This window comes from Pseudoalteromonas sp. LC2018020214 (assembly GCF_016598755.1).
In the GTDB taxonomy this organism is placed as follows: Bacteria; Pseudomonadota; Gammaproteobacteria; order Enterobacterales; family Alteromonadaceae; genus Pseudoalteromonas; species Pseudoalteromonas distincta.
The window spans coordinates 2,060,396-2,085,460 of the sequence record NZ_CP066804.1 but is presented as its reverse complement, the minus strand read 5'-3'; the positions used below and the strand labels follow the sequence as shown (position 1 = coordinate 2,085,460).

General features: G+C 38.4%; 22 protein-coding genes and 1 pseudogene. 13 read left to right on the top strand and 10 right to left on the bottom strand.

Annotated features, from left to right (window positions below; all coding sequences use genetic code 11):
• Positions 1 to 9 precede the first annotated feature (9 nt).
• The 8 genes from JG479_RS09185 to JG479_RS09150 are packed head-to-tail and all read left to right on the top strand — an operon-like array spanning position 10 to position 6,790.
• Positions 10 to 2,706, top strand: a complete 2,697-nt coding sequence (locus tag JG479_RS09185; RefSeq protein ID WP_200218827.1) for a nitrate reductase — start codon at positions 10 to 12, stop codon at positions 2,704 to 2,706.
• Positions 2,707 to 2,722: 16 nt separating this feature from the next.
• On the top strand, positions 2,723 to 3,694 hold the full coding sequence (gene moaA, locus JG479_RS09180) for a GTP 3',8-cyclase MoaA (protein ID WP_024603705.1): 972 nt from the start codon (positions 2,723 to 2,725) through the stop codon (positions 3,692 to 3,694).
• 1 nt (position 3,695) lies between these two features.
• A complete protein-coding gene (locus JG479_RS09175; protein WP_200218824.1) occupies positions 3,696 to 4,394 on the top strand; it encodes a molybdenum cofactor guanylyltransferase in 699 nt (232 codons plus the stop codon).
• On the top strand, positions 4,391 to 4,930 hold the full coding sequence (gene moaB, locus JG479_RS09170) for a molybdenum cofactor biosynthesis protein B (RefSeq protein ID WP_039488093.1): 540 nt from the start codon (positions 4,391 to 4,393) through the stop codon (positions 4,928 to 4,930). Before JG479_RS09175 ends, moaB begins: the two co-directional genes overlap by 4 nt.
• A gap of 1 nt (position 4,931) precedes the next feature.
• Entirely contained in the window at positions 4,932 to 5,402 is a 471-nt protein-coding gene (moaC, locus tag JG479_RS09165) for a cyclic pyranopterin monophosphate synthase MoaC (RefSeq protein ID WP_007375236.1), read from the top strand.
• Positions 5,380 to 5,679 carry a MoaD/ThiS family protein gene (locus tag JG479_RS09160; RefSeq protein WP_200218821.1) on the top strand — a complete coding sequence of 100 codons (300 nt, stop codon included), beginning with the start codon at positions 5,380 to 5,382 and terminating at the stop codon, positions 5,677 to 5,679. The genes moaC and JG479_RS09160 overlap by 23 nt, the downstream gene beginning before the upstream one ends.
• On the top strand, positions 5,679 to 6,137 hold the full coding sequence (gene moaE, locus JG479_RS09155; protein WP_033030657.1) for a molybdopterin synthase catalytic subunit MoaE: 459 nt from the start codon (positions 5,679 to 5,681) through the stop codon (positions 6,135 to 6,137). The genes JG479_RS09160 and moaE overlap by 1 nt, the downstream gene beginning before the upstream one ends.
• Positions 6,137 to 6,790, top strand: a complete 654-nt coding sequence (locus JG479_RS09150; protein WP_200218819.1) for an MOSC domain-containing protein — start codon at positions 6,137 to 6,139, stop codon at positions 6,788 to 6,790. Before moaE ends, JG479_RS09150 begins: the two co-directional genes overlap by 1 nt.
• A 6-nt stretch (positions 6,791 to 6,796) precedes the next feature.
• Here the strand turns inward: JG479_RS09150 and JG479_RS09145 are convergent, their stop codons facing one another.
• A complete protein-coding gene (locus tag JG479_RS09145) occupies positions 6,797 to 7,705 on the bottom strand; it encodes a LysR family transcriptional regulator (protein ID WP_200218816.1) in 909 nt (302 codons plus the stop codon).
• Between the two features lie 129 nt (positions 7,706 to 7,834).
• On the opposite strand from JG479_RS09145, the gene JG479_RS09140 reads away from it, so the two are divergent.
• From JG479_RS09140 to JG479_RS09130, 3 genes are all read left to right on the top strand, one after another.
• On the top strand, positions 7,835 to 8,272 hold the full coding sequence (locus JG479_RS09140) for a PACE efflux transporter (RefSeq protein ID WP_007585216.1): 438 nt from the start codon (positions 7,835 to 7,837) through the stop codon (positions 8,270 to 8,272).
• Between the two features lie 289 nt (positions 8,273 to 8,561).
• Positions 8,562 to 10,016 carry a sensor histidine kinase gene (locus JG479_RS09135; RefSeq protein ID WP_200218814.1) on the top strand — a complete coding sequence of 485 codons (1,455 nt, stop codon included), beginning with the start codon at positions 8,562 to 8,564 and terminating at the stop codon, positions 10,014 to 10,016.
• Complete coding sequence (locus JG479_RS09130; protein WP_039488082.1) at positions 10,013 to 10,462, top strand: response regulator; 450 nt, start codon at positions 10,013 to 10,015, stop codon at positions 10,460 to 10,462. Before JG479_RS09135 ends, JG479_RS09130 begins: the two co-directional genes overlap by 4 nt.
• Before the next feature lie 150 nt (positions 10,463 to 10,612).
• Here the strand turns inward: JG479_RS09130 and JG479_RS09125 are convergent, their stop codons facing one another.
• From JG479_RS09125 to nirB, 6 genes are all read right to left on the bottom strand, one after another.
• Entirely contained in the window at positions 10,613 to 12,334 is a 1,722-nt protein-coding gene (locus tag JG479_RS09125) for a two-component system response regulator (protein WP_200218812.1), read from the bottom strand.
• A gap of 55 nt (positions 12,335 to 12,389) precedes the next feature.
• Positions 12,390 to 13,583, bottom strand: coding sequence for a sensor histidine kinase (locus JG479_RS09120; protein WP_200218809.1), 1,194 nt, complete (start codon positions 13,581 to 13,583; stop codon positions 12,390 to 12,392).
• Positions 13,584 to 13,858: 275 nt separating this feature from the next.
• On the bottom strand, positions 13,859 to 15,121 hold the full coding sequence (locus JG479_RS09115; protein ID WP_182737628.1) for a nitrate- and nitrite sensing domain-containing protein: 1,263 nt from the start codon (positions 15,119 to 15,121) through the stop codon (positions 13,859 to 13,861).
• 274 nt (positions 15,122 to 15,395) lie between these two features.
• A complete protein-coding gene (gene cobA / locus JG479_RS09110) occupies positions 15,396 to 16,259 on the bottom strand; it encodes a uroporphyrinogen-III C-methyltransferase (protein ID WP_200218807.1) in 864 nt (287 codons plus the stop codon).
• A 9-nt stretch (positions 16,260 to 16,268) separates the two neighbouring features.
• Complete coding sequence (nirD, locus tag JG479_RS09105; RefSeq protein WP_002959861.1) at positions 16,269 to 16,622, bottom strand: nitrite reductase small subunit NirD; 354 nt, start codon at positions 16,620 to 16,622, stop codon at positions 16,269 to 16,271.
• On the bottom strand, positions 16,609 to 19,182 hold the full coding sequence (nirB, locus tag JG479_RS09100; protein ID WP_200218805.1) for a nitrite reductase large subunit NirB: 2,574 nt from the start codon (positions 19,180 to 19,182) through the stop codon (positions 16,609 to 16,611). Before nirB ends, nirD begins: the two co-directional genes overlap by 14 nt.
• 394 nt (positions 19,183 to 19,576) lie before the next feature.
• Here nirB and JG479_RS09095 point away from each other — a divergent pair, with 394 nt between their 5' ends.
• Positions 19,577 to 21,712: a 2Fe-2S iron-sulfur cluster-binding protein gene (locus tag JG479_RS09095; protein ID WP_200218803.1), complete on the top strand. Its 2,136-nt coding sequence runs from the start codon at positions 19,577 to 19,579 to the stop codon at positions 21,710 to 21,712.
• Between the two features lie 306 nt (positions 21,713 to 22,018).
• Here JG479_RS09095 and JG479_RS09090 read toward each other — a convergent pair whose 3' ends face one another.
• Both JG479_RS09090 and JG479_RS20230 read right to left on the bottom strand, forming a co-directional pair.
• Positions 22,019 to 22,297 (bottom strand): hypothetical protein, encoded by a 279-nt coding sequence (locus tag JG479_RS09090; RefSeq protein WP_200218801.1) that lies wholly within the window; start codon positions 22,295 to 22,297, stop codon positions 22,019 to 22,021.
• Positions 22,298 to 22,500: 203 nt separating this feature from the next.
• Positions 22,501 to 23,123, bottom strand: a pseudogene (locus JG479_RS20230) (glutathione S-transferase).
• Between the two features lie 117 nt (positions 23,124 to 23,240).
• Here JG479_RS20230 and JG479_RS09080 point away from each other — a divergent pair.
• Positions 23,241 to 24,161 carry a LysR family transcriptional regulator gene (locus JG479_RS09080; RefSeq protein WP_200218799.1) on the top strand — a complete coding sequence of 307 codons (921 nt, stop codon included), beginning with the start codon at positions 23,241 to 23,243 and terminating at the stop codon, positions 24,159 to 24,161.
• Positions 24,162 to 24,205: 44 nt separating this feature from the next.
• On the opposite strand, the gene JG479_RS09075 is transcribed toward JG479_RS09080, so the two are convergent.
• Complete coding sequence (locus JG479_RS09075; protein ID WP_149602511.1) at positions 24,206 to 25,057, bottom strand: universal stress protein; 852 nt, start codon at positions 25,055 to 25,057, stop codon at positions 24,206 to 24,208.
• Between the last annotated feature and the right edge of the window lie 8 nt (positions 25,058 to 25,065).

Genomic DNA, 25,065 nt, shown 5'->3' with positions numbered 1-25,065 from the left:
AGCAGTAGTATGACAACCGCAAACACGTCACCAACTATAAATAAAACCAGTTTAAAACAAACAACATGTGCTTACTGTGGTGTAGGGTGCGGTGTTGATATTTCACTTTTTAATAATGTGCCAACCAAGCTTGAAGGCATGCGAGAGCACCCCGCAAACTTTGGTCGTTTATGTGTAAAAGGCACCCATTTGCTCGACACCACAGGCAGTGATAACCGCTTAACGTCGCCTCTTATTAATAATCAAGCTGTTACGTGGGATGAAGCAACCGACCATGTTGCCAATAAATTTAACGACATAATACAAAAGCACGGACCTGATGCGGTGGCATTTTATGTATCGGGGCAGTTACTTACTGAAGATTACTACATTGCTAATAAATTAATGAAAGGCTATATAGGCTCAGGCAATATTGATACAAATTCGCGCCTGTGTATGTCATCTGCTGTGGCAGGTTATAAACGCGCTTTTGGTGAAGACGTAGTGCCGTGTACCTACGAGGATTTAGAGCAAACTGAGCTACTTATTTTAATTGGCTCTAATGCCGCGTGGACTCACCCGGTTTTATATCAGCGAATGGAGCGTGCAAAGCAGCTTAACCCAAATATGAAAGTGGTGGTTATTGATCCGCGTAAAACTGACACAGCGGAGCTTGCCGACACATTTTTAAATATAAAACCAGGCAGTGACGCTGCGCTTTATAACGGTTTGCTTAATTATTTAAATGAGCATAACCACCTCGATACGCAATTTATTGCTCAGCACACAAACGGCTTTGAAAGCGCATTGCAAGAGGCACAAAAATGGAGCTGTGAGGCAGTTAGCGACTTTTGCGATATAGCAATTGAGCAAGTCACTGAGTTTTACGCGCTATTTGCTAACAGCCCAAGCGCAATTAGCTTTTATTCAATGGGTATAAATCAGTCAAGTTCGGGTGTAGATAAATGCAACGCCATTATTAATGCGCATTTAGCCTCAGGTAAATTACTTAAGCCAGGCAGTGGTCCGTTTTCAATTACTGGGCAACCCAATGCGATGGGCGGGCGCGAAGTCGGTGGTTTGGCTAATCAGTTAGCGGCGCACTTAGATATTGAAAACGAAGCGCATCAATCACTTGTACAACGCTTTTGGCTCTCGCCAACTATTGCTAACAAAGCAGGCAGCAATGCTATTGATATGTTTGATGAAATAGCCGCAGGCAAAATAAAAGCAGTGTGGATAATGGCAACAAACCCAATGGTGAGCTTGCCCAATAACGCCGCTATTAAAAAAGCATTAGAGACCTGTGAGCTGGTGGTTGTATCTGACTGTATTGCAAAAAGTGATACGTTAAAATTTGCCGATGTTGCCTTTCCATCAACCGGATGGGGCGAAAAAAACGGCACAGTAACTAACTCAGAGCGCAGAATATCAAGACAGCGCCCGTTAGTAGCGCCTTATTCGGGTGCTAAAAACGATTGGCAAATTATGTGTGAAGTCGCTAAAAAAATGGGCTTTGAAGGTTTTGATTTTACAGATCCAAGTGGCATTTTTGAAGAATGGGCACAATTAACCGACTTTGAAAATAACGGCAGCCGATTATTAAACCTCTCTGGTTTAGTTGGGCTCACAAAAAGCCAGTACGATAACTTAAAACCCATTATGTGGCCTGTTGTTAAAAATCAGCCTTATAAAAACGGTCAGGTTTTTACAAATAACCAATTTAGCACCGCTGATAAAAAGGCGCGTTTTATACCTATAACGCCGCAATTACCTGTGCAACAAACATCAAGTGATTATCCGTTTGTAATGAACTCAGGACGTATACGCGACCAATGGCATACGATGAGCCGCACGGGTAAAAGCACTGCGCTTTCATCGCATATTACACGCCCGTATATTGAAATTAATCCGCTTGATGCCAGTAAATTAGCAATTAAACAAAACGATTTAATAAGCGCGATTGCCCAAACAGGGCAGGTTACCGCGCATGCAAAAGTAACCGATGCTGTGCGAAAAGGTGAATGCTTTATGCCTATTCATTGGAATAAGCAATTTGCATCATCCGCTACAGTAAGTGGGTTGTATCAATCGGTAGTTGACCCTCTATCTGGTCAGGCTGAGTGCAAACACGGCGCTGTTAATATAGTTAAAGCACCCTTTGGGCAATATATGCAGCTGTTTGCTAAAAACGAATTTGTTATAAACAGTGATTTTTGGCTCAAAGTTAATGCAAGTAATTGCTTTAATTACCAATTGGCGCTTAATGAGCCAAAAAGTGATTTACTGTATTACTGCCAAACCTTAACCGGTTTACAAGGGCAGTGGTCGGCTATGAATACGGCAAAAGCCATGCATGTGCAGTGTATTCAAAACGATCAATTAGCGTTTGTTGGTGTTATTTCTAACGAGCAAAAAGAAATATCACTTGAGTGGATAAACCATTTATTTGCAGAGCCATTACTGACCTTTACACAGTTACAGTCTTTGCTTTATGCAACTCCCGATGAAGAATTTACCCAAGGCGTGCAAGTGTGTAGCTGCTTTAAAGTAAGAGAGCAGCCTATTATAAACGCCATTAAAAACGGTGCAAACACAGTCGAGCAATTGGGGTCTGAACTTAAATGTGGGACGAACTGCGGTTCGTGTAAAACACAATTAAGCCAATTAATAAAACAACATTACAAAGCAGGTTCTAGCAGCATTGATGTTGCGGTTGTAATGTAAAGAAAAAAGGAAGCATATGCTTAATGATCAATTTGGTCGGCAGTTTAACTATTTGCGCCTCTCAATAACCGATGTATGTAATTTTAGTTGTAGTTATTGTTTACCAAACGGATATCAGTGCGATACGCCGCGTAATTTTTTAAATAAAAATGAAATTAGCACGCTTGTAAATGCGTTTGCAGAACTAGGTACTAAAAAAGTGCGTATTACAGGTGGCGAACCGTGCTTGCGAAACGACGTAACCGATATTATAAAACTTTGTAAAAACACGCCCGGCATAGAAAAAGTAGCCATTACTACCAACGGGTTTAATTTATTAAAAAAAATTGATGAATTTGCAGAAGCCGGGCTTGATGCGCTTAATGTCAGTATTGATAGTTTAAATCCGAGTATGTTTAAGCTCATAACAGGGCACGACAAACTCAACCTTATTTTAAAAGGGATTGAACGCGCGGTAGATCTGGGTATAAAAGATATAAAAATAAATGCAGTGCTTGCTAAGCAGTTTAATAAAAACCAATTGAAGGATTTTTTAGCGTGGGTAAAACACCACAAAGTTACGGTTCGCTTTATAGAATTAATGGAAACAGGTGACGGCGCCACCTTTTTTGAAGAAAACCACTTAAGTGGGCAAACGGTTAAAGCACAATTACTCGACCAAGGTTGGTTACAAGTAGTTAGAGGGAAATTAAACGGACCCGCTGAGGAATTTTGTCATCCTGATTACGATGGTCGTATTGGTTTAATAATGCCGTACAGTAAAGATTTTTGTAAAAGTTGTAATCGCTTAAGGGTGTCGGCGCTGGGTAAATTACACTTATGCTTGTTTGCTGAGCAAGGTATAGATTTACGCGAACTGCTAAACGAGGACGATACTGCAGCGACCGTAAAGGCAATTCGAGCTGCTATGGGCAATAAAGAAATAAGTCATGAGCTAGATAAACGCTTAACAGGTGCGACAACTCACTTAGCCATGTTAGGCGGCTAATATGGAAGCTAATATAAAATCTAATATAAAAGCTAAGCGAAATTTTACAGGTGTTGTGCTTGCTGGTGGTAAGTCATCAAGAATGGGCACAGACAAAGCCGATTTAGTTTTAAAAAATAAAACGCTATTGCACAATGCGTGTGATTTATTAAAAGACGTAGGCGCTAAAAACATACTAATAAGCCGCAACGTTACAAATCCAGTTAAATCATCGAGCCAATATTCACCGAGCGATTATCCTTCAGAAAAGTACGTTAAAGATATATACCCAAATAGTGGACCCCTTGGCGGAATTTATTCCACATTAATAGCCACTGAGCACGACTTACTTATTACTGCGGTAGATATGCCTCTACTTACGAGTAGTTTGTTAAGCACAATTGTGCTGGCTTCTCAGTCAAATAAAGTACAAAGTGTGAGCAATCAATTAAATCAGCCACAAATACATGCTTGGCACTTTGAAAATGAACCACTACCGCTGTATATTCGTAATACAAGCAGTGTAAAAAATCATTTAAAATACATACTCACAAACGCAAACAGTCATAAATCAATAAAACAGTTTACCCAAAGTATTGGTGTGCAAACGCTTTTATGTAATAAAGCGCATGCATTAATAAACACCAATACACCGGCGCAATTTAAAGCTGTAAATGAGCATTTTGACCAAAGCATTAATCAATTAAGAAGAACATTATGAGCCACACAACTGAGTCACAAATAGCATTAAACATTGCCGTAATGACGGTAAGTGATACACGCGATGAAATTACTGATACCTCAGGTCATTACTTAATTAAAGCGCTAACTGAGGCTGGTCATCACTTAGCTGATAAAGACATAGTTAAAGATGACGTTTACCAAATGCGTGCAGTGGCATCGCAGTGGATAGCCGATGACACCATTCATGCTATTTTAGTAACTGGCGGTACAGGTTTTACTGAACGCGATTCAACACCAGAGGCATTTGCGCCGCTGTTTGATAAAAGCGTAGACGGTTTTGGTGAGCTATTTAGGCACATATCGTACGGCGAAATTGGTAACTCTACTATTCAATCTCGTGCATTGGCAGGACTTGCTAACAACACGGTTATTTTTTGTATGCCAGGCTCTACAGGCGCATGCAAAACAGCATGGACAGGCATAATAAAAGATCAACTTAACTCAATGCATAAACCGTGTAACTTTGCACCGCACATTACCATTGGTAAAAAGTGTGAATCGCGTGAGCAATAGTATGTTGAGTCACGTTGACGAAAACGGCCAAGCTAATATGGTTGATGTATCGCTCAAAGACGTAACCTTGCGCGATGCCTCAGCTGAAGCATTTATTAGCATGAGCAAGCTTGCCTTTGAGCAAGTAATGCTTAATCAAAACAAAAAGGGCGATGTGCTAGGCGTGGCACGCATTGCAGGTATTCAAGGCGCTAAAAAATGCGCTGATTTAATTCCGCTTTGTCATCCGCTTGCACTTAGTAAAGTCGCTGTTGATTTTGAACTTGATGAAGCAAACAGCCAAATTAAAATAACCAGCTACTGCAAACTTGCAGGTAAAACGGGGGTTGAAATGGAAGCGTTAACAGCGGTATCTGTGGCTAGCCTTACTTTGTTTGATATGTGTAAAGCAGCCGACCCACTAATGGAAATTAGCGGCATGCGCGTTACTCAAAAAGCTGGGGGCAAAAATGGCAGTTGGCAACGCGATTAATCCAAACGATGCAATATCTAGCGCCGGAAAAGTAGAGCTATTGTTTTTTGGGCAACTAAAAGAGCGGTTAAAGTGCAGTAAATTAAGTCTTGAGATTACGCAGCCGCTTACTATTTCAGAGCTTAAATTAAGATTAGTGAGTCAATACCCGCACTGGCAACCGTGGCTGGAGGAGCGTGAGCTACTTGCAGCGCTTAACCAAACTATGTCATCAAGCGACGAAATAGTGAAAGCAGGGGATGAGCTTGCCTTTTTCCCGCCGGTTACAGGTGGCTAATGAGCATACATATTCAAGTACAAACCGATGATTTTAATGTAGGTGACGAGCACAATACGCTTTGTAGTAATAATAAAAGCGATGGCGCTGTTGTCACCTTTACAGGTTTGGTAAGAGAGTTTAGCAGTGGCGATAATGTTATTGCACTTGAGCTTGAACACTACCCTGGTATGACCGAGCAACTGCTTCAATCTATTGCAGAGCAAGCACAAACTCGCTGGCAACTGGCGCGAATATGCATTATTCACCGCGTTGGTTACTTAGCACTTGGCGAGCAAATTGTATTTGTAGGTGTAACGTCCCGCCATCGCCAAGCCGCGTTCGAAGGCGCACAATTTATAATGGATTATTTAAAAAACCACGCCACGTTTTGGAAAAAAGAGCACTTTAAAGACTCATCAAATTGGGTTGAGTTTAAACAAAGTGACAAACAAGCGATGGGTAGGTGGGAGTCTTAATGAAAATAATCTCTACTAATATCTCTAAAATAAAAACGGTAGTGTATAACGGAAAAGAGGTTAAAACCGGTATTTTTAAAACCCCAACTAACGAACCTGTTGTTATTGAAAAGCTAAATATTATAGGGGATGAGCAAGCTGATTTAGTTAATCACGGCGGGGTTGATAAAGCGGTTTATGCGTTTTCGCACAATCATTATGATTATTGGAAACAAACCCTCGAGAATGATGATTTAGCTGTAGGTGCCTTTGGCGAAAACTTCACGATTTCTGACCTTGATGAAGCGAATATACACATAGGTGACCATATTCGAATTGGTACTGCACTGCTTGAAGTAAGCCAGCCTCGTGTGCCTTGTTTTAAACTCGCTATCGCCCTTAATAATAAAAACAGTCTTAAGCTGTTTACGCAGTATTACTGCACTGGCGTTTATTTTAGGGTACTAGAGCAAGGCGTTGCAAAAACGGGTGATAGTGTTGTTATCGAGAAGAAAGCCTCGCACGACATATCAGTTAAAAAACTGTTCCAGGCATTTTTTGATAAAAAATACGTAGGTTATGAAGACATACTTTTAGAAGCATTAACTTTGCCAGAGCTTGCTGTAGAGTGGCAAGAAAAGCTAAAGAAGAAGCTTGCTATTGAAAATGAATAAAGCAGTTTAAAACTGTTCTATTCCCGCGCTATCACTCTTTAAAAAGTGTTGCTGCAACCTATTTATTAAACTTTGAAGAACAGGTCCTGTTGATTGGCTTCTTGAAACAACGCATCCCACAGGAGTAAGCCAACCGCCTTGTTCATGAGTAACGGGTAGCGTTATCACTTCAGCTTGGTTTATATACTTCTTAATAGCAAACTCGGGTACAAGCGCCCAACCAATACTCTGAACTACTAAGTCGATAAGGGTTTGATGTGTATTTGCGTACCAAATCCTAGAGCTAATTGCGTAGCTAAACCATAACTCTTTTTGGCTAAGGCTGCGATGAACACATTGCCTATGGGCTTTTAAATCATTGCTTGTTACAGCCTTTAGCTTTGCAAGCGGGTGTTCTGGTGATGAAATCGTTAAAAATCGAGCTTGACCCAATAGAAAAAAATCCATATCAACTTTTAGTTCCCCATCACTATAAATGATACCTAGTTGTGCTTTTCCTATTTTTACTAAGTTTTCTACATCGTCAGTTGTTGTCGATATTATTTCGAAATTAGTAATCGGGAACTGATCAGCAAGTGGGGTAATCACTTTTAAAATATCTTGATTATTTAGGCTTTCATCAATAGCTATAATTACCTCATGCTCATAATTTTTTGCTAATGCATACACTTTTTGGTCAAAATATTTTTGCTGATGAAGTATAGAGTATGCGACAGGTAACAATGCCTTACCGCTAATCGTTAAGCTGGGTATATTTTTATTACGCGTAAACAATGTTTGATTAATCGCTATTTCAAGATTAGAAATAGCTTGGCTAATTCCCGATTGTGCACGGTTAAGCTTTCGGGCTGTTGCCGAAAAAGATCCTGTTTCTACCACGGTTACAAAAATTTTTAGTTGCTCAAAACTATACATATCATTCAACTTAAAGGTGAGTACTTATTTGCTCATCTTATCACTAAAGGTGATGGCTACTAACTTTGCAAATAATTAAATTATGTCACTATTATTTTCTTTAATTATTTGGCGTAAAAGGGGTTAATTATGGATGCAAAAATGGGGTCGCTAGAGAGGATGTTTCAGGCTGTTTTGTTTGAAGTATTAGCGGTAACGCTGTCGATTATTGGTTTGGCTGTATTTACAGAGCATGCAATATCGGCTTTATCGGGCACTATGATTATAATTGCAACGATTGCGATGTGTTGGAATTTTGTTTTTAATTGGTTTTTTGACAAAGTAGCTACCGGTGCAAAAGAGCAACGATCTGTATTATTCCGTATTTTTCACGTGATTTTATTTCAAGGCGGGTTACTTGTTTTTACTATTCCCGTAATGGCGAGCATTTTAAACGTAGGCTTATGGGAAGCATTAATAATGGATATCGGCGTAACTTTTTTTATAACCCTTTACGCTTTTACTTTTAACCTAGTGTACGACCACACACGAGCCTATATTTTTCATTCAAAAAATGCTGCATGTTAATACACTTTTTAAATATGGGATGACTTAACAAAGTTTGTATTTAGCTGCTGGTGTATTTGCCAATGCACCAGCACTTTTAGAGGCGTAATATTACCCAAGTTTGCTTTATAGTGGCAAAAAACTAATAAAGGATTTTTTTATTAAAAGCGAACAAAGTTAAGCATAAATTATTATTTATAGAGGACCTAGTAAAAAAGATAAAACCTGCTATACCTAATGTTATAAATACTATAATTATTATAGTGTTATTAAAAAACTGTTGGGTTAGTAGCTAAAATAGGTATCGTATATGAATATCTCCAGAAAACTGATGCTTATTGTGATTTTAACAGCTGCAGAGGTAAGTATTACTGTTTACTCAGCTTTTGAAATAGCTAAAGGGGCTAAGTTTCACCAGCTTAATTTTCTTCACTTAAAATATACTCATCAACTTACCAAGTCAGTTAAAAAAATAGAAAATGACCTCCCCATAGATATAAATACCATTGAGTCAGATATATTGTTAATTAGGCAGCAACCAATTGAGTGTATTGAAGAAATAAACCCGTTAAATTACGCTGTTATGAAATTTATTAACACAGAGCAAACTTTAACAATTTGTGAAAAAGATATAGAAATTGCGGATAAAACACTACTGTCAGTTACTCAGTATAAAAAAGGTGAGCTCAGTAGAGATGATTTTTTACTAAACCTTAATGTTGCACTTGTCAGCTTTAACAAACACTCTGAGATGTTTGAAGAACCAATCAGAAAAACAGTATCGTTTATACTAATGACGTTAATCCCACTTGTTATCGTCATATCCTTTTTTAATATTATTTTTATAAGTTACCTTTCTCGTACTATATCCAGCTCTATTCGAAATCTTACTCTGCTCTTATCAAGTAAACCTGAAAGCAATATTAATCTAGATGATGAGCTTGATATAAAAACGTCGGGTGAATTAAAAGCACTCGTTATCGCGGCCAGGCAGCGGATTAAAAATGATCTTTTAAATATTGAAAACAGTATTGAACTCAAAGAGATTATAAATAGCCAAACAGCTTCCCTGCAGCAAGCAAATGACGAACTTGCACAGTTTGCTTATCGAGCTTCTCATGACCTGAAATCACCGTTGTCAGGGGCTAAATCCCTAGCGCATTTTGTTATTGAAGATATAAAAGCAGGAGATACTGAAGAGGCAAGTCGAAATGCATTGGTTATCTATCAACAAATGGAAAAGTTAGAGACACTTGTTGTTGATATTTTATTATTAGCTAAAGCTGAAATTGGTAGTGAAGATAGAGATGTAATTGACTTTAATCAGTTAATTATTGATATGAAAGAGCGACTCACTTGGCTTATGAAAGATAATCCTTGTACGCTTGAGACAACAATTAATCTATCAGTACCTATAAAGTCAGAAAAAGCGCGTTTTGCTCAAATTATTGAAAACTTAATTTCAAACGGGTTGAAGTATTACGACAGAAATAAAGACTCTCCTTATGTCCGCTGTGATATTTTCAATGAGCAAGAGACGTTTTTTATTACTGTTACAGATAACGGAATGGGAATACCACAAAAGCATCAAGGTGAGGTGTTTGATATGTTTAAGCGATTTCATGCACAGACGAGTACGGGCTCTGGTTTAGGGATGGCGTTGGTTAAAAAACATATTGAGTACTTAAACGGTGAAATATCACTGCAAAGCTCTGATAAAGGCACAACATTTAAAATAGTAATACCATTGGATAAGCTAATATGACAAAAATTAAACCTCCTATATTAATTGTCGATGACAACGAAGTTGACCGGTATATTCTGAAAAGGCTAATAAAAGAAGCCAAGTTAGAGCTTACGATTTATGAAAAAAAAGACGGTCAAGAAGCGTTAGAATTTCTCGAAAATTATGAATCGAATAGAATAAAGTACCCTGATGGATTTCCTCCAATTCTTATATTTTTAGACATTAATATGCCAAAAGTTAATGGCATTCAATTTTTAGAGGAGTTCTCTAAACTCAGAAAAATGATAGAGATAAGCTCGTGTGTAGTTATGATGTTTAGCTCATCTGAAAGAGAAGAAGAAAAAAAGATTATAATGTCACACGACTTTGTTAAAGGTTACCTTGTAAAAGGAAGTTTTCAGGCAGCAGAGTTAAAAGAAAAAGTGATGGCTGTTATTGGTCAGCATTTAGATAAATACAGCTGATTTGTAGGTATTTTAAGTTTTAACCCATTAGGCTGTGCCAATTGAAGAGCCTTTAGTTTGAGTATGTGGCTCAAACCAAAGGTTTTTAGCTTAAAGTTATATAGGTGTCTGATTTAAGCTTCAATTTTACAGAGGCTCAAAATAACCTATTTATTTAAGGATGATTTTTCTACAATAGTCATCGAGTATTAAGTTAATCTCGTTTGCAGGCATAGGTTTTGAAAATAGAAAACCTTGCAAGTAGTCTATGTTTAGTTTTTTACATAGCTGATGTTGGGCTTTCGTTTCGATTCCTTCAGCTACCACAGAAAAATCTAATTTTTTTAGCATTAAAGATAAACTCTCGATTATTTTTAATCGCTTATTATTTTCTCCATCCAACGACTGCATGCTTTTGTCTAATTTTACTATATCAATAGGGTAAGATATTAGATGAGATATGGATGAGTACCCCATACCAAAATCGTCCAAAGCAATCCTAAATCCCTTGTTAGACAAAGAAGTTAATATCTCAATCACTTCTTTACTATTTTCCATAAAAGCTGTTTCTGTTATTTCAAGAATAATACTACTGGTTTTTAAGTTGTATGTTTTGACTGTCTCTAATAAATAGGTCTCTAAAATCTTTTTTTGTAGCTGAATAGGTGAAATATTAATAGATAGTGTTAACGGCGTTTCATAGCTTTGCTGCCATAAAGATAACTGCTCTAAAGCGCTCGCAATTATCCATTTTCCAAGTGGATCAATTAAACGACACTCTTCAGCAATAGGAATAAACTCATCAGGGGTATAATGAATGGTTGTATTTGGCCAACGGACCAGTGCTTCAACACCTGTCATCATTTGTGTTTTAGAACAGTAAACAGGTTGATAAAATAACCTAAAGTTTTTTTCCTCTATGTGCTCTTTTATACTATTTTGAATATCTACCCGGCGACTAAATTCATATTGATATTGCTCTTTGTAAAAGCTAATTCTACTTTTACCACTTTGCTTTGAGCGATACATTGCAATGTCAGCACATTTTAGCAGTTCATGCGATTCAGTCGCATCGTTTGGGTATAAAGCACTTCCTATACTAACACTGCAATTTAAAGTTCTACCTTCATGTAAAAAGGGCTTAGACACTTCAGCTAGTATTCTATTTGCTATCATACCTATTTGATTAATATTGCAAATTCCACCTATTATAACTGCAAATTCATCGCCTCCTAAGCGTGCAAATCCTTCATTTTGTCTCAGGCAACTATGAATTCTTTCCACTGTTTGTATTAAAATTTCGTCGCCGACACTATGGCCAAGCGTATCATTAATATTTTTAAAGTTATCTAAATCTAAAGCAAGTAACGCCACGCAGTTTTTAGCACGTTTATTGTTAGCTATCATTACTTTTAGTATTTCTTCAAAATGATATCGATTAGACAAACCAGTAAGCTGATCCCGTTCTGCCATATGCTTTACAGCAAGATAACTGTTGTGCATACGTTGTTCTGCCTCGAAGCGTTTTTTGGCATATATAAGCGCTTTATTTAAGCTATCCCTCGTTATATCACCTTTTGGTAAAAAGTCTTGAGCACCGGCTTCTATACACTCAATAGCTAAAGCTGAGTTCTCTGAGGAACTAATCATGATAATTGCGGTGTTACCGAGTTTAGGCTTTGCACGCATTTCAATTAGCATTTCAATGCCATCTTCTTTCGGCATATTATAATCGAGTAGTATTATATCAAAGTGCGTTTTTTCAATGGCGTCCAAGCCTTCTGAAACACACGTTACCTCGGTAATGTCATGATGATGAGAGCCATCAGAAATAAGCATTTTTTTAATTAATTTGCGATCAACTAAGTCATCATCAACAATTAAAATATTCATACGTTCCTTCCAAGAGCAGCTAAATTATGCTCGTTTATAATTGATAATTTCATAGTTAAACTTTGGGCCAAAAAATAGTAAATGTACTGCCAAGCTTTCCATCGGAGGCTACTTCAATTTTGCCCCCATAATTAATAATGAGCTTATTGGCAATACAGAGTCCGATGCCGCTCCCTTCAACATCATCTCGAGATTGCAATGTCTGAAATAACTTAAATATGAGTGAAAAATACTTAGGGTCAATTCCTGGACCATTATCTTTTATTTCAATAATGTAATATTGATTAGAGGGGATAAGTGAAATATCGATAACCGAGTGCTCTTTATTGTTATGTTTTATTGCATTACTAATAAGGTTTTGAAAAACAGTTTTAAAAGGGATCAGTGGTATATCGAGTACTTCGTTATTGGCGTGTATATCTACAGTGACAGTTTGAGGAACTTCTAAAATTTGTTCTATATCTTGGTAAAGACTTTCTAAAGATATGTTTGCACTAGTTGAATCACAGCTATTTATTCTCGAGTAGCTTAGTAAATCTTCTAGCAGTACTTGCATTCTATTAGCTCGGCTGAGCACAAGCTGAAAATTTTCTAGGTGCTCCTGAGGGAGTAAATCTTTGCAATCATCATAAACCCATTCTAATAAACGTTTTATAGCATTTAATGGTGACTTGAGATCGTGTGAAGCAATGCTGGTAAATTCATCAAGTTCATCGCTCATTTTTTGTAATTTTTTAATTAAGCGATCTTTTTCAGTTTCGTCTTCTCTGTTTTGCTCGCAAATTGTTGAGTTAAACTTAGCACTGTTTATTTTATCTAATAAGTTTTTACGTTGGACTAACTGATTTACAAAGTTTTTTTGTAAACTATTTAAAATTGATTTTTCTTTTTCTGTAAGTTGTGAATCACTTGCTCGCTCGAATATCAACCATCCAAATTTAAGGTTTGAGGGCAAAATAATAGGCGATATAACTCTAAATATTTTAAGGTCATGCACAATAATCGATTCATTAAAAATATCATCAGATAGTTGCTCTTTAGCTACTGCTATTTCTGAACCTGATTTATATAGCTCAACGACACCTGAAGGCAGATTAGCAACAATAGAAAATGAGCTCGCATCAAAAATGTTTAAAATTAGCTCAGCAATGTTTTCTATGTTTGTTTGAATGTCATTATCAAGAGAAGTTGTTAACTGCTGCTCATCTATTAATGATACACCTTCTATATAACTCTCTACATTGGGCATTCAAACTCCTACAACAGTATTAAATATGCCTCATTAAAATGAGAAGCAACAAATGATTAACTTATTGTAGTTGATTATTTTGAATGCGTTGAATAATTTGCATTATAAATAGACGTCAAATTAGAGTTTTACCTTATTGTAGTCAGCAGGTTATGAATCAATTTTAAAATAAGGCAAAACTCAATCTGGGTGTGAAATTTGTAACTTAATAAATAACTATTATTTAGGGTAGTGTTCTTACTAAAGAGCAACATGCCCAAGTAAAAACAGCATATTTAATCGCTCAGTTGTACAATTTTTTGCGCTACGCTAAATAAGGTTTTATGCGTATCCATTGCTTGTTTTTGTAGCTGTTTATGGGCTTGCTCTTCGGTGAGCTTTAACTGCTCAATAAGTATGTACTTGGCTTGGTGAATAACCTTTTGCTCACTAATAACTTTTTTAGCGTCAAGTAACGCTTGGTTTATTTGTTTAATATGCTGGCTTTGCTCGATAATTAAATCGTACATACTTTTATTACTATTGAGCTTATCGGCCGCTATATTTTGGCTTACTTCTGGCTCTGGTTGCTTAATGGCTAATTGCCCAAAAGTCGGGGCTATGTGCTGCTCTGCCATATTGTTAAGTACTTGCTTATTTGTATTTAAACTACGTTGAGCACAGGCTATTTGCATTGCTGCGGTATCAATTAATTGATCTGCTATGTTTTGTTCAATTTTGTGCATTATATCTATGCGCGTAGTGGTTACTTCATACCATACTTCGCTTAGTTGCGAGAGCGGTTGAGCATTCTCGTCATCGAGTTTTTGCAGCAAACTTCTAAGTTGCTCTACCTGATTATTAACCTGATGTGTTGTTAACGAGGCAAAGCATTTTAAAAGGTGCGCATCGGCGTACTCATTAAAAAAGTCAAAACTGTGGTTTTGCTCTTGTACAAAATGCGCGAGTTGTTGTTTTTGCTCAGTGGTAAATTTACTCGCGGCAAATGCTTGTGCACCACAGGCACGCTCTTGTCCTGCATACTCTTTACCTTGCATAAAGTTAAAAAATGCAACTAATAAACGCGTTATTTTAGGATCGCTTGCGCCATCTGCTGCCTCTAAAATAATATTGAGTAAACTAGCAATTAACTGAGTGAACGACTGCGTAGCATGCACTGCACTAATGTTTTGTTGTGCTATTTGATTGCGTAATTCGGGCAATGCGTCAAGTGTTTGCAGGCTATAGGTAATTAAATTAAATAACCGAGTATGACCAGTATCGGCGTTGTCGTTTATAAATGTTTGTTTAAGAGAATCATAAAATGCAGTTTGTGCGCTGCTGCTTAAAGGGATTTGTTCTTGTAATTGGGTTTTAAATCGCTCGCGATTTGAGGCCAAAAATATATTACTCATTGCACGTTCTTTTTGTAACTGATGTACAAAATCGCCTAATTTAGTAAGCGAGGCACAACTGTTTTGTAATTGCTTTAGCGCGTGTATTTCTTGATACTTAGCCGCTAATAAAAACTGTTTTGTGAGAGGATTGCTTGTCGCCATTGGTATTATTCCACACTTTTTTGTTTTTAAAGTGCAACCACTGTTCCAATCATTAATAAATTTCATCATTGAATTTAAAATCAAGCTAATACAATTGCTTAAAGTGTTATTTTTGTTTTTCACTTTGTTTCTATAATTTAACTTACCATTACTTTTAACTTATTTGGTGCATTTAAGTATGTTATTGCACACAACTTGAACCCAAATTAAAAACAAAAAAAGCGCCTACTCCTGGGGAGGTAGTAAGCGCGAAAAGTGCATTATTCATTTTACGTCATGCGTTAACATTTATACTGTTTAGTAACTCAGGACTAATAGCCATTTTATGATTTATTACTTCGCCAATCATAATTAGGGTAGGGCCTTGAAGGTTGTGTTTAGCATGCTCATTTACTATTAGTTCAAGCGTACTGGTAATTACCTTTTGCTTAGTGGTAGTGGCATTCTCTATTAGTGCGATGGGTGTATTACTTGGCCAACCCACTGATTGCAAACCGCAGCTTAGCGTTTGTAAGCGCGAAAGCCCCATATAAACCACTAAAGTGGGGTTGTTGTTTGCAGGCATAAACGCGTAATTTTGCCAATGAGGTTGCTTGTTAGGATCGGCAAACTGCGCCGTTAAAAATGTAACACTACGCGCTACATCGCGTGCAGTGAGCGGAATACCCGTATAAGCGGACGTAGCACAAGCCGTTGTTACACCCGGAACAATAGCAAAATTAATATTATGCTCACTAAGCGCATCGGCTTCTTCGTTAATACGTGCAAATATACTCGGATCGCCGCCTTTTAAACGCACTACGTTTAAGCCTTGTTGTGCGTATTTAACCAGTAGTTCGCAAATGTTAGCTTGGGTCATCGAATGTTTACCCGCACGTTTACCTACAAATACTCGCTGTGCTTTTTTAGGAAGCGTTTTTAATAAATCATCGCTTACTAACCAATCGTATAAAACAACATCGGCGATATTAATTAAACGCTGCGCTTTTACTGTAATTAGCTCAGCGTCTCCTGGGCCGGCACCAATTATGTAAACATTGCCGCTTTTGACGCTGCGACTATTTGAGCTTGTTAGCTTAGTAATAAGCTTATTTAGCCACACGTTTTCAATACCCGAAAAATAAGACAGTACACTCATACTATTCCCCTAAGCCACAGCTGTAGTAACTTTTGGTTCAGAGCTTATAAATACACTGCCGTCTTCAATTTTTGCATTAAAAACCGGTAAGTGTATTGCTTCTGCTTCTAAACATTCGCCTGTTTCTAGGCAAAAGTGTTGCTTATATAAAGGCGATGCGACAACTAATTTATTGTCGATTGAGCCAATAATGCCACGCGATAATACATTGGCTTTGCCAATAGGGTCGTAGTTGCTAATGGCAAACACAGCCGTTGGATTTTGTGGAATGTAAAAAATAGCCACTTGCTGATTATTAACTAATGCGCATACGCCGCTATTAGCCACTAGGTTATCGATTGTTCCAATATTATGCCAAGACATCAGCTTGCTCCTCTTCAACTTCCATTACTGGAATACGGTTTTGTGTATTACGTTGCTCACGCTTTTCGGCTTCTGTAGCAGGGCGAATTTGGTTACGCTCTTGCACAAATAAAATGTTGTCGTCGGTTTCGGGGCTATTAACAAACTGGCGGAATCGTTTGGCTGCATCAGGGCTTTCAATCGCTTTTTTCCACTCACACGCATAGGTTTGTGTAATTAATTCCATTTGCGCTTCTAGCTCGTCGCAAATGCCTAAGCTGTCGTCAATTACTACGCTTTTAAGGTAGTCTAAACCGCCTTCAAGGTTTTCCATCCATACCGACGTACGCTGTAATTTGTCAGCCGTTTTAATGTAAAACATAATTACGCGGTCAATGTATTTAATTAGTGTTGGCGTGTCTAAATCGGTCGCAAATAAATCAGCATGGCGAGGGCGCATACCGCCATTACCACACACGTATAAGTTCCAACCGTTTTCGGTGGCTATAATGCCAATATCTTTACTTTGTGCTTCGGCGCATTCGCGGGTACAACCCGATACCGCCATTTTAAATTTATGCGGTGCGCGTAACCCTTTGTAGCGGTTTTCTATTTCTATTGCGTGTCCAACGCTATCTTGCACACCATAACGACACCACGTACTACCCACACACGACTTAACAGTTCTAAGAGACTTACCATAAGCATGGCCGGTCTCAAATCCGGCTTCAATAAGTCGCTCCCAAATAACAGGAAGCTCTTCTAAGCGTGCACCAAATAAATCAATACGCTGACCGCCAGTGACTTTGCAGTACAGGTTAAAGTCTTTTGCTACTTGTCCAATTACAATGAGTTTGTCGGGGGTTATTTCGCCACCAGCAATACGCGGTACTACAGAGTACGAACCATCTTTTTGCATGTTTGCTAGGTACGTATCGTTAGTGTCTTGCAAGCCAACATGAGCGGGTTCTAAAATAAAGTCGTTCCATGTTGAGGCTAAAATAGAGCCAATGGCAGGTTTACATATTTCACAGCCATGACCGCTGCCGTGTTTAGTTAGTAAGTCATCAAAGCTTTTAATGCTTTCTACTTTTACCATGTGCAGTAGTTCTTGGCGCGAATACGCAAAGTGCTCACATACATGGTTGTTAACTTCAACACCACGGCTCGCTAATTCGTTATCAACAACTGATTTTAGTAACGCAGCACAACCGCCACAGCCGCTTGCTGCTTTAGTGCATGATTTTACCGAGGCTAAATCGCATGAGCCGCCATCAATTGCACCCACAATGTCGCCTTTACTCACATTGTGACACGAACAAATAGTGGCGGTGTCGGGTAGGGCACTGCCAGATAACGACGGCACGCCGCCGCTGTCTGGTAAAATTAAACACTCAGGGTTTTCTGGTAAGTCCATGTCGTTAAGCATGTACTGCAATAAAGTATCGTAATCGCTGGTATCGCCAACAAGTACAGCGCCCAGTAATTTATCGCCTTTTTCACTTAGTATGATTTTTTTATAACAGCCGCGAATAGCGTCTTGATATATAAGTTCTTTGCAGTCTGGCGTTTTTGCGTGAGCGTCGCCAATTGAGCCTACTTCTACACCTAATAACTTAAGTTTTGTGCTCATGTCGGCACCTAAAAACTCAAGCTCGCCACCACTTAATTGACTCGCTGCAACGCGCGCCATGTTGTAACCCGGCGCTACTAAGCCAAATAGTTTTTTGTCCCACAGGGCGCACTCGCCAATGGCTAAAATATCAGGATCAGATGTTTGGCATTGGTTATTAATAATAATACCGCCGCGCTCACCGAGTTCTAAATCAGCAATTTTGCCAAGCTGATCATACGGGCGAATACCGGCTGAGAACAAAATTAGGTCTGTTTCTAAAAATGACTCATCCGAAAAATTCAATCTAAAGCGACTCGTTTCGCCTTTTACTATTTCACTGGTTGCCTTTGATGTGTGTACCGTTACGCCGAGTTTTTCTATTTTATTTTTTAGTAGCGTACCGCCTTGTCCATCAAGTTGAACAGCCATAAGTTGTGGCGCAAATTCAACTACGTGGGTATCAAGTCCTAATTGCTTAATGGCGTTTGCTGCTTCAAGCCCTAACAAACCACCACCAATAACAACACCGCTTTTACTTACAGCGGCACTGGCTTTTATTTGTTCTAAATCTTCTAATGTGCGATACACCAAACAATGGGGTTGGTCGTTACCTTTTATAGGCGGCACAAATGGGAATGACCCTGTAGCGAGTACAAGTTTGTCGTACGGGTATTGCTCACCGGTTAATGTGGTCACTATTTTTGCTGTTCTATCAATGCCTTCAACCCACTGGCTGGTATGCACATTAATATTGAGTTGTTTATAGTTGTCGTGAGTGGTAAGTGCTAAATCAGCGGCTGTTTTGCCATCAAATACACTTGATAAGTACACGCGATCGTATGCAAGATTTGCTTCTCCGCAAAGTACAGTAATGTCTGCGTTGGCATCGCTTTGGCGCATTTTCTCAACAAAGTGGTGTCCGACCATACCATTACCAATAATGAGTATTTTTTGCGAGGTTTGCATATGGCATTCCTTAAAGTGACGGTTTAAATACAAATAACAAAAAAGCCCGCCACAAATACGCATTATGCATAATTGTGTGCGGGCTTCTTTGCCGATGGTTGCTAATAGCTATAGTGCCAACAACCTAAATTTTTGCCGTAAGTAAAACTGGCTTGTTAACAGAGTGTTTGCAAAAATATAGCCAGTTTTTTAAGTTATTGTTTAAATAGTATTTAATGTTTTTTTAGAGTGAGTGAAAAACCCGTTTTGATATATGTTGGTGCGCGCTTGGCACTAAAAGGGTGCAAGTATTGTCATTGTTTTGTGCATTATCAGTCAATAAAACACCCATTATCATTGATTGTATATTGAGTTAAATTTAACCCATAAAATATGCACACGAATTACGAGCAAAATGACTAACACAAACTCAATAGATGCTTCACCTTTTCATGAAGGCGAGCTGGCAATACAAGACAAACTCGGTAAACGAGAAATAATGGCAACATTTGGCAAACGTGCCGTACGCTCATTTATACCAGAGCAGCATCAAGCCTTTTTTGAGCAGTTACCATTTGTGGTTGCAGGCAGTGTTGATGAAAATGCTATTCCGTGGGTATCTATTGTTTCAGTACAGTCAGGCTTTTTAAGCTCCCCAACTCCTACGTCGTTATTAATGACCCACGCGGTTGATAAAAACGACCCCTTACATGACACGTTAAATATTGCCGGCTCGCCAATTGGTTTGTTAGGCATTGAGCTAAGCACGCGTAGGCGTAACCGTTTAAATGTGCGCGTAGGTGAGGTAATTGACGATAATCAGGTGAGTTTTAATGTTGATCAATCCTTCGGAAATTGCCCGCAGTATATTCAAACGCGCGACTTAACGTTTAATAGAGATCCTTTAGTTAAAAGTAGTGCAGTACAAAAAGTTGAATTTAATACACTTGATAACGCAGCTAGTGCGTTAATTGACACCACCGATACATTTTTTGTTTCAAGCTTTATAACCGCTAAAAACAATCCAAAAATTGAAGGTGTTGATGTTTCTCACCGTGGTGGGTTGCCGGGCTTTGTAAAGCGCGAAGGCAATACATTAACGATTCCTGATTACGCAGGTAACAATTTTTTTAATACCTTGGGTAACTTTTTATTAAACCCAAAAGCAGGTTTGTTATTTCCTGATTTTGACACGGGCAATGTATTAATGCTTACCGGCAACGTTGAAATTTTATGGGACGGGCATCCAGAACTTGAAGGCTTTATTGGCGCAGACCGAGGCTGGAAATTTACCCTCACTAAAGGGATGTGGCTTAAAAACTTACTCCCGTTTAGTGCTAAATTTGATGCTTATTCCCCTAATACTAAAATCACGGGCACATGGCTTGAGGCTGATAAAAACAAACAAGCCGAAAAACTAAAACATACTTGGCAGCCTTTAAAAGTAACTAAAATAATTAAAGAAAATAATGTAATTACCTCCTTTTATTTAGAAGGGCATAACAATACAACCTTGTTACCGTTTAAAGCTGGGCAGCATTTAACTGTACAAATACCATGTAAAAATAGTAGCAATAGCAATAGCAGTAACAGCAAACCTGTTATTAGAACCTACACCGTGTCATCGAGCCCTCATGAACTATTTTATAGGTTATCGATTAAAAAAGAGCTCAGTGGTGAGGTGTCTAACTACTTTCATAATAACGTAAAAGTAGGTGACGTTATTTTAGCTAAATACCCACAAGGGCAGTTTTTTATTGACCCAACTAGCGCCAAACCAGCAGTACTAATTGGTGGCGGGATAGGTATTACACCTATGATCTCAATGGCTAAACATATTGCCAATGAAGGGTTAAGAACCCGCTATACACGCCCGTTGCATATTTTTCACAGTGCTAAAAATAAACAACAGCGTGCGTTTTATAACGAGCTAAAAACACTTGCAGACACGAGTGGCGGCGCAATTGATTACTACTCACTTTTATCTCAACCTGAGCTTGATGAAAAGCAAGGCAATGGCTCTAATTTAAAAGACGATAGCTTTGATTTAAAAGGGCGCATAAATGCGGATGTGTTTAGGTGCTATTTACCACTTGATGATTACGAGTTCTTTTTATGCGGACCTGAAGCGTTTATGCAACACGTATATAACGAACTGTTATTGCTCGGTGTGCAGGATAAAAACATATTTGCTGAAGCATTTGGACCCTCCAGTATTAAGCGCAAAGTACTTAACACAAACGAAGCGCCTAATAAAAGCAAAGAGGTGAGCGTTGAGGAAGCCGACAACACCGTAATTAAATTTAGTAAATCGGGCTTTGAACAACGCTGGAATAAAGGTGACAACACTATACTTAATGTAGCCGAATCCCATGGTTTAGAACCAGAGTTTGGCTGTCGCAACGGCAGCTGCGGCAGTTGCGCTGTAAAAATAAACGCAGGCGCTATGGTTTATCGCAATAATGTAAGTTACCCAGTTGAGACAGGGCAAGCGTTAATTTGCTGCGCCGTACCTGCTAAAGGCATTGAGGTGCTTGATATAGAGCTGTAGACCTCAAGATGCATTAAACTGCGATGGGTTAGTAATACACCTGTGGTTATTAGCAGGCTTCTCCATGTGCGGTCTTGATCGAAGCAATTTTATTTCTTAAATCAGTATTTGAAGATGAATAATTATTAGCAAGAGGGAACAAGCACAATTTGAAAATTGAAGCTATTAGGCTGTCGTCACTATATCGCTTTGCTATTTAGTTATCGGTTACATCAAGCTTAGTTCAAAGCTTGCTACAAGCGTTAAGCGAGTTAGAAGCATGCAATTCATAATCTACGTTTTATGTTTTATTGCGGGGTGGTTAATTTATTTAGTAGTTAACGATTTTTTTGATTCACTTTGGCTTATTTTTGTTTGTAATAAAGTAATACGAGAGTTTAGCTTTTTAAAGGCTAAGTGAGCGTAAAAATAATGCAAGAAAAAAGCAACAAATCCAGAAGCTGCGATTGCAATTAATGGCTCAGTAAAAAACAGTAAAGCCAATATGATTGTTGAAAATACGACCGATAGTAGTAAGAAGTGAACTGAGCTAAACATTTTTCTATTTTGCTTTTCAAGTTGAGTAATATGTGAATCTAGATCCATTTTTGAACGCTCCGTGATATTGCGCACTATGATTACGCTATCGTTTTAGCTTATCGGCCTCTATTATCGAGGTATATAAGCTACTAATATATGTACCCATTAATAGCAAACTCCTTGAGCGGTTGTCAAAATTAAGATTTATTCATCAAGTAGGTAATCTTCTTTACAAAAAAGAGGCTAAATAGCCTCTTAAAAACTTAAAACTAAGCGAGTAAACCTGCTTTTGTTTCAGGCATTGCTATAAAGCCGTCAAGTTTACGAACGTTGTTTAACCATCTTAAAATATTTGGGTATTGCTCAAGTGATACGCCGCCCTCTGGTGCGTGCGCTATGTACGAAAAGTTGGCAATGTCGGCAATAGTTGGCTGAGTGCCTACTAAGTACTCGCGATTTTGTAAGTATGCATCCATTGTTTTAAATAATGTGTGGGCAATGTTTATCGCATTTTGATGATCAAGCTCTGCGCCAAATACCGTAACTAAACGCGCCGAACACGGACTTGAAGCCACAAGCCCTGCAGCAACGCTCAACCAGCGCTGAATGTGCGCTTGAAAGTAATATCTTCTGGGTACCAGGTTCTGTTAGCATCAAATTTTTGTGCCAAATACAGCAAAATAGCGTTTGAATCATTAATAACGTCATCGTTATGTTTAAGTACCGGTACTTGTCCAAAAATATTCATTTTTAAAAAGTCAGCTTGTTTTTGTTCGCCGTTTTGCAGTGCAACATCAACCATATTTACATCAAGCTTTAAGAGCGATGTAAATAGCTCTGCACGATGTGAATGACCAGATAAAGTAAAACGGTATAGCGTTAAGTTGCTCATGGGTTGTCTTGTTTTTTAATTTTGAATAGTGATTTTTAATAACGCTATTCTTTCACTATTATCAGTTTTGAAAAACCGAGCTAGTAAGGAATTAATGTCAATGCTATATTGACAATCATGGATACTATTATTGGCATTAAAACAATCATAGCGGTTGTTGAAACAGGCTCTTTTACAGCCGCAGGCGACAGACTAGGGCTTTCAAAGGCACTGGTCAGTAAGTACGTGGGCATTGTAGAGCAAGACTTAGGGGTTAGATTATTTAACCGCTCCACTCGCAGAATTTCGATTACCGAAGCGGGGCAAAGTTATTACACAAGCGTAGTGCCTGTAATTGAAAGCTACAGTGAAATGCTCGATAACTTATCGGGTCAAACAGCGCTTGCTAGCGGCAAACTTAGGGTGAGTGCGCCGGTGTCGTTTGGTGAATCAAACCTTGCGCCGTTAATGCCTGAGTTACTGAGCCGTTATCCTGATTTAAGTATTGATTTAGTGCTTTCAGACAAAACAATTGATTTGCTAGAAGAGGGGGTTGATTTAGCAATAAGAATTGGCAGTGTGTCTGACTCTAATTTAATTGCGCGGCAAATTACCAGTTACCCTTTAATTTTATGTGCGTCAGCCGAATATATTCAGCGCTTTGGCGCACCAGCGAGTGTTGATGAGCTTGAACAACACGCCACAGTGATTGATAGCAACTTTAAAATAGGTCGCCATTGGCCTCTAGTTTCACCTAGTGGTGAGGCATTAACGGCAAGCGTAAACTCGCGTGTTTCGGTTAATAATCCACAAGCTGTAAAAGAGGTGGTTGTAGCGGGTGGCGGTATTGGCTTAATTCCTGAAATAGTGGTGAGAGACGATATTGCATCGGGTAAGCTTGTACAGGTTATGCGGGACTATAAAACCTTTGAGTTTGGTTTATTTGCTATTTACCCGCATAGAAAGTTTGTGGCTCAAAAGGTTACGTCGTTTATTCAGTTTTTATTTGAAAAGTTTGAGGCTAGGCCAAAAACAAAAAGCCTAAAATCAGTTAAGTGATTTTAGGCTTTTGAGACTGGTTTTAAATTTATTTAAATCGCTACTTACTTTAAAATAACCACTGGCACATCGCTGTTTTCGAGCATTTTAATGGTGTTACTGCCCACAAAAAACTGCCTTAGTTTAGAGTGCCCAAATGCACCCATTACAATTAGTTCTACATTATTTTGCTCTTTATATTGCATTAACGAGTCAAAAATGTTGCCCTCTAAAAAGCTTGCCGACACTTCAAAATCCATACTGATAAGCTTGTGCTGTGCATTAACAAATTTTTCTTCAAGGTCTTTTTCGTTGTTTTTAATACTCACTAAATGACAATGCAAACCATGTAACAAGCCGCCATCAATCACTTGTTGTAGCGCTTTGTCGGCTGTTTCGCGGCCGTCATACGCAATCATAAATGATTTAGGTTGTTTAAATGTTTCTGGAATAAGCAAAATAGGTTGTGTTGCATTACGCACTAAGGTTTCTATATGTGAACCCAGCACCGCAAAGCTATTACTATGTCCAGCACCATTTTGGCCAATAACAATAAGGCGTGTATCGTCTTTTAAGTCTATAACGGTATCGAGCAAATCACCGTGGCGCTTAATTAGTTCAAAATTAGTAACACCTGCCGATTTAGCATGCTCACTTACTGAATTTAATAATTCGTCAGCCATTTTTAAACTTACTTTGCAGCGTTGTTCGTCAAGCTTAGTCATTTCATCAAGAAGTGTTGACTGTGCACCAAGCCCAATACTACCAGAGTAGTCACCAACATTTGTTCGCTGCGTTTTTTCAATTGTATGCACAAAGCTAATTGGTTTATTTAGCTTTTTTGAAGCCCAAATAGCAGCATCGGTTACATTTTTAGTAATGGCTGAGCCATCTACATAGGTAATTATTTTAGTCATTGCATTCT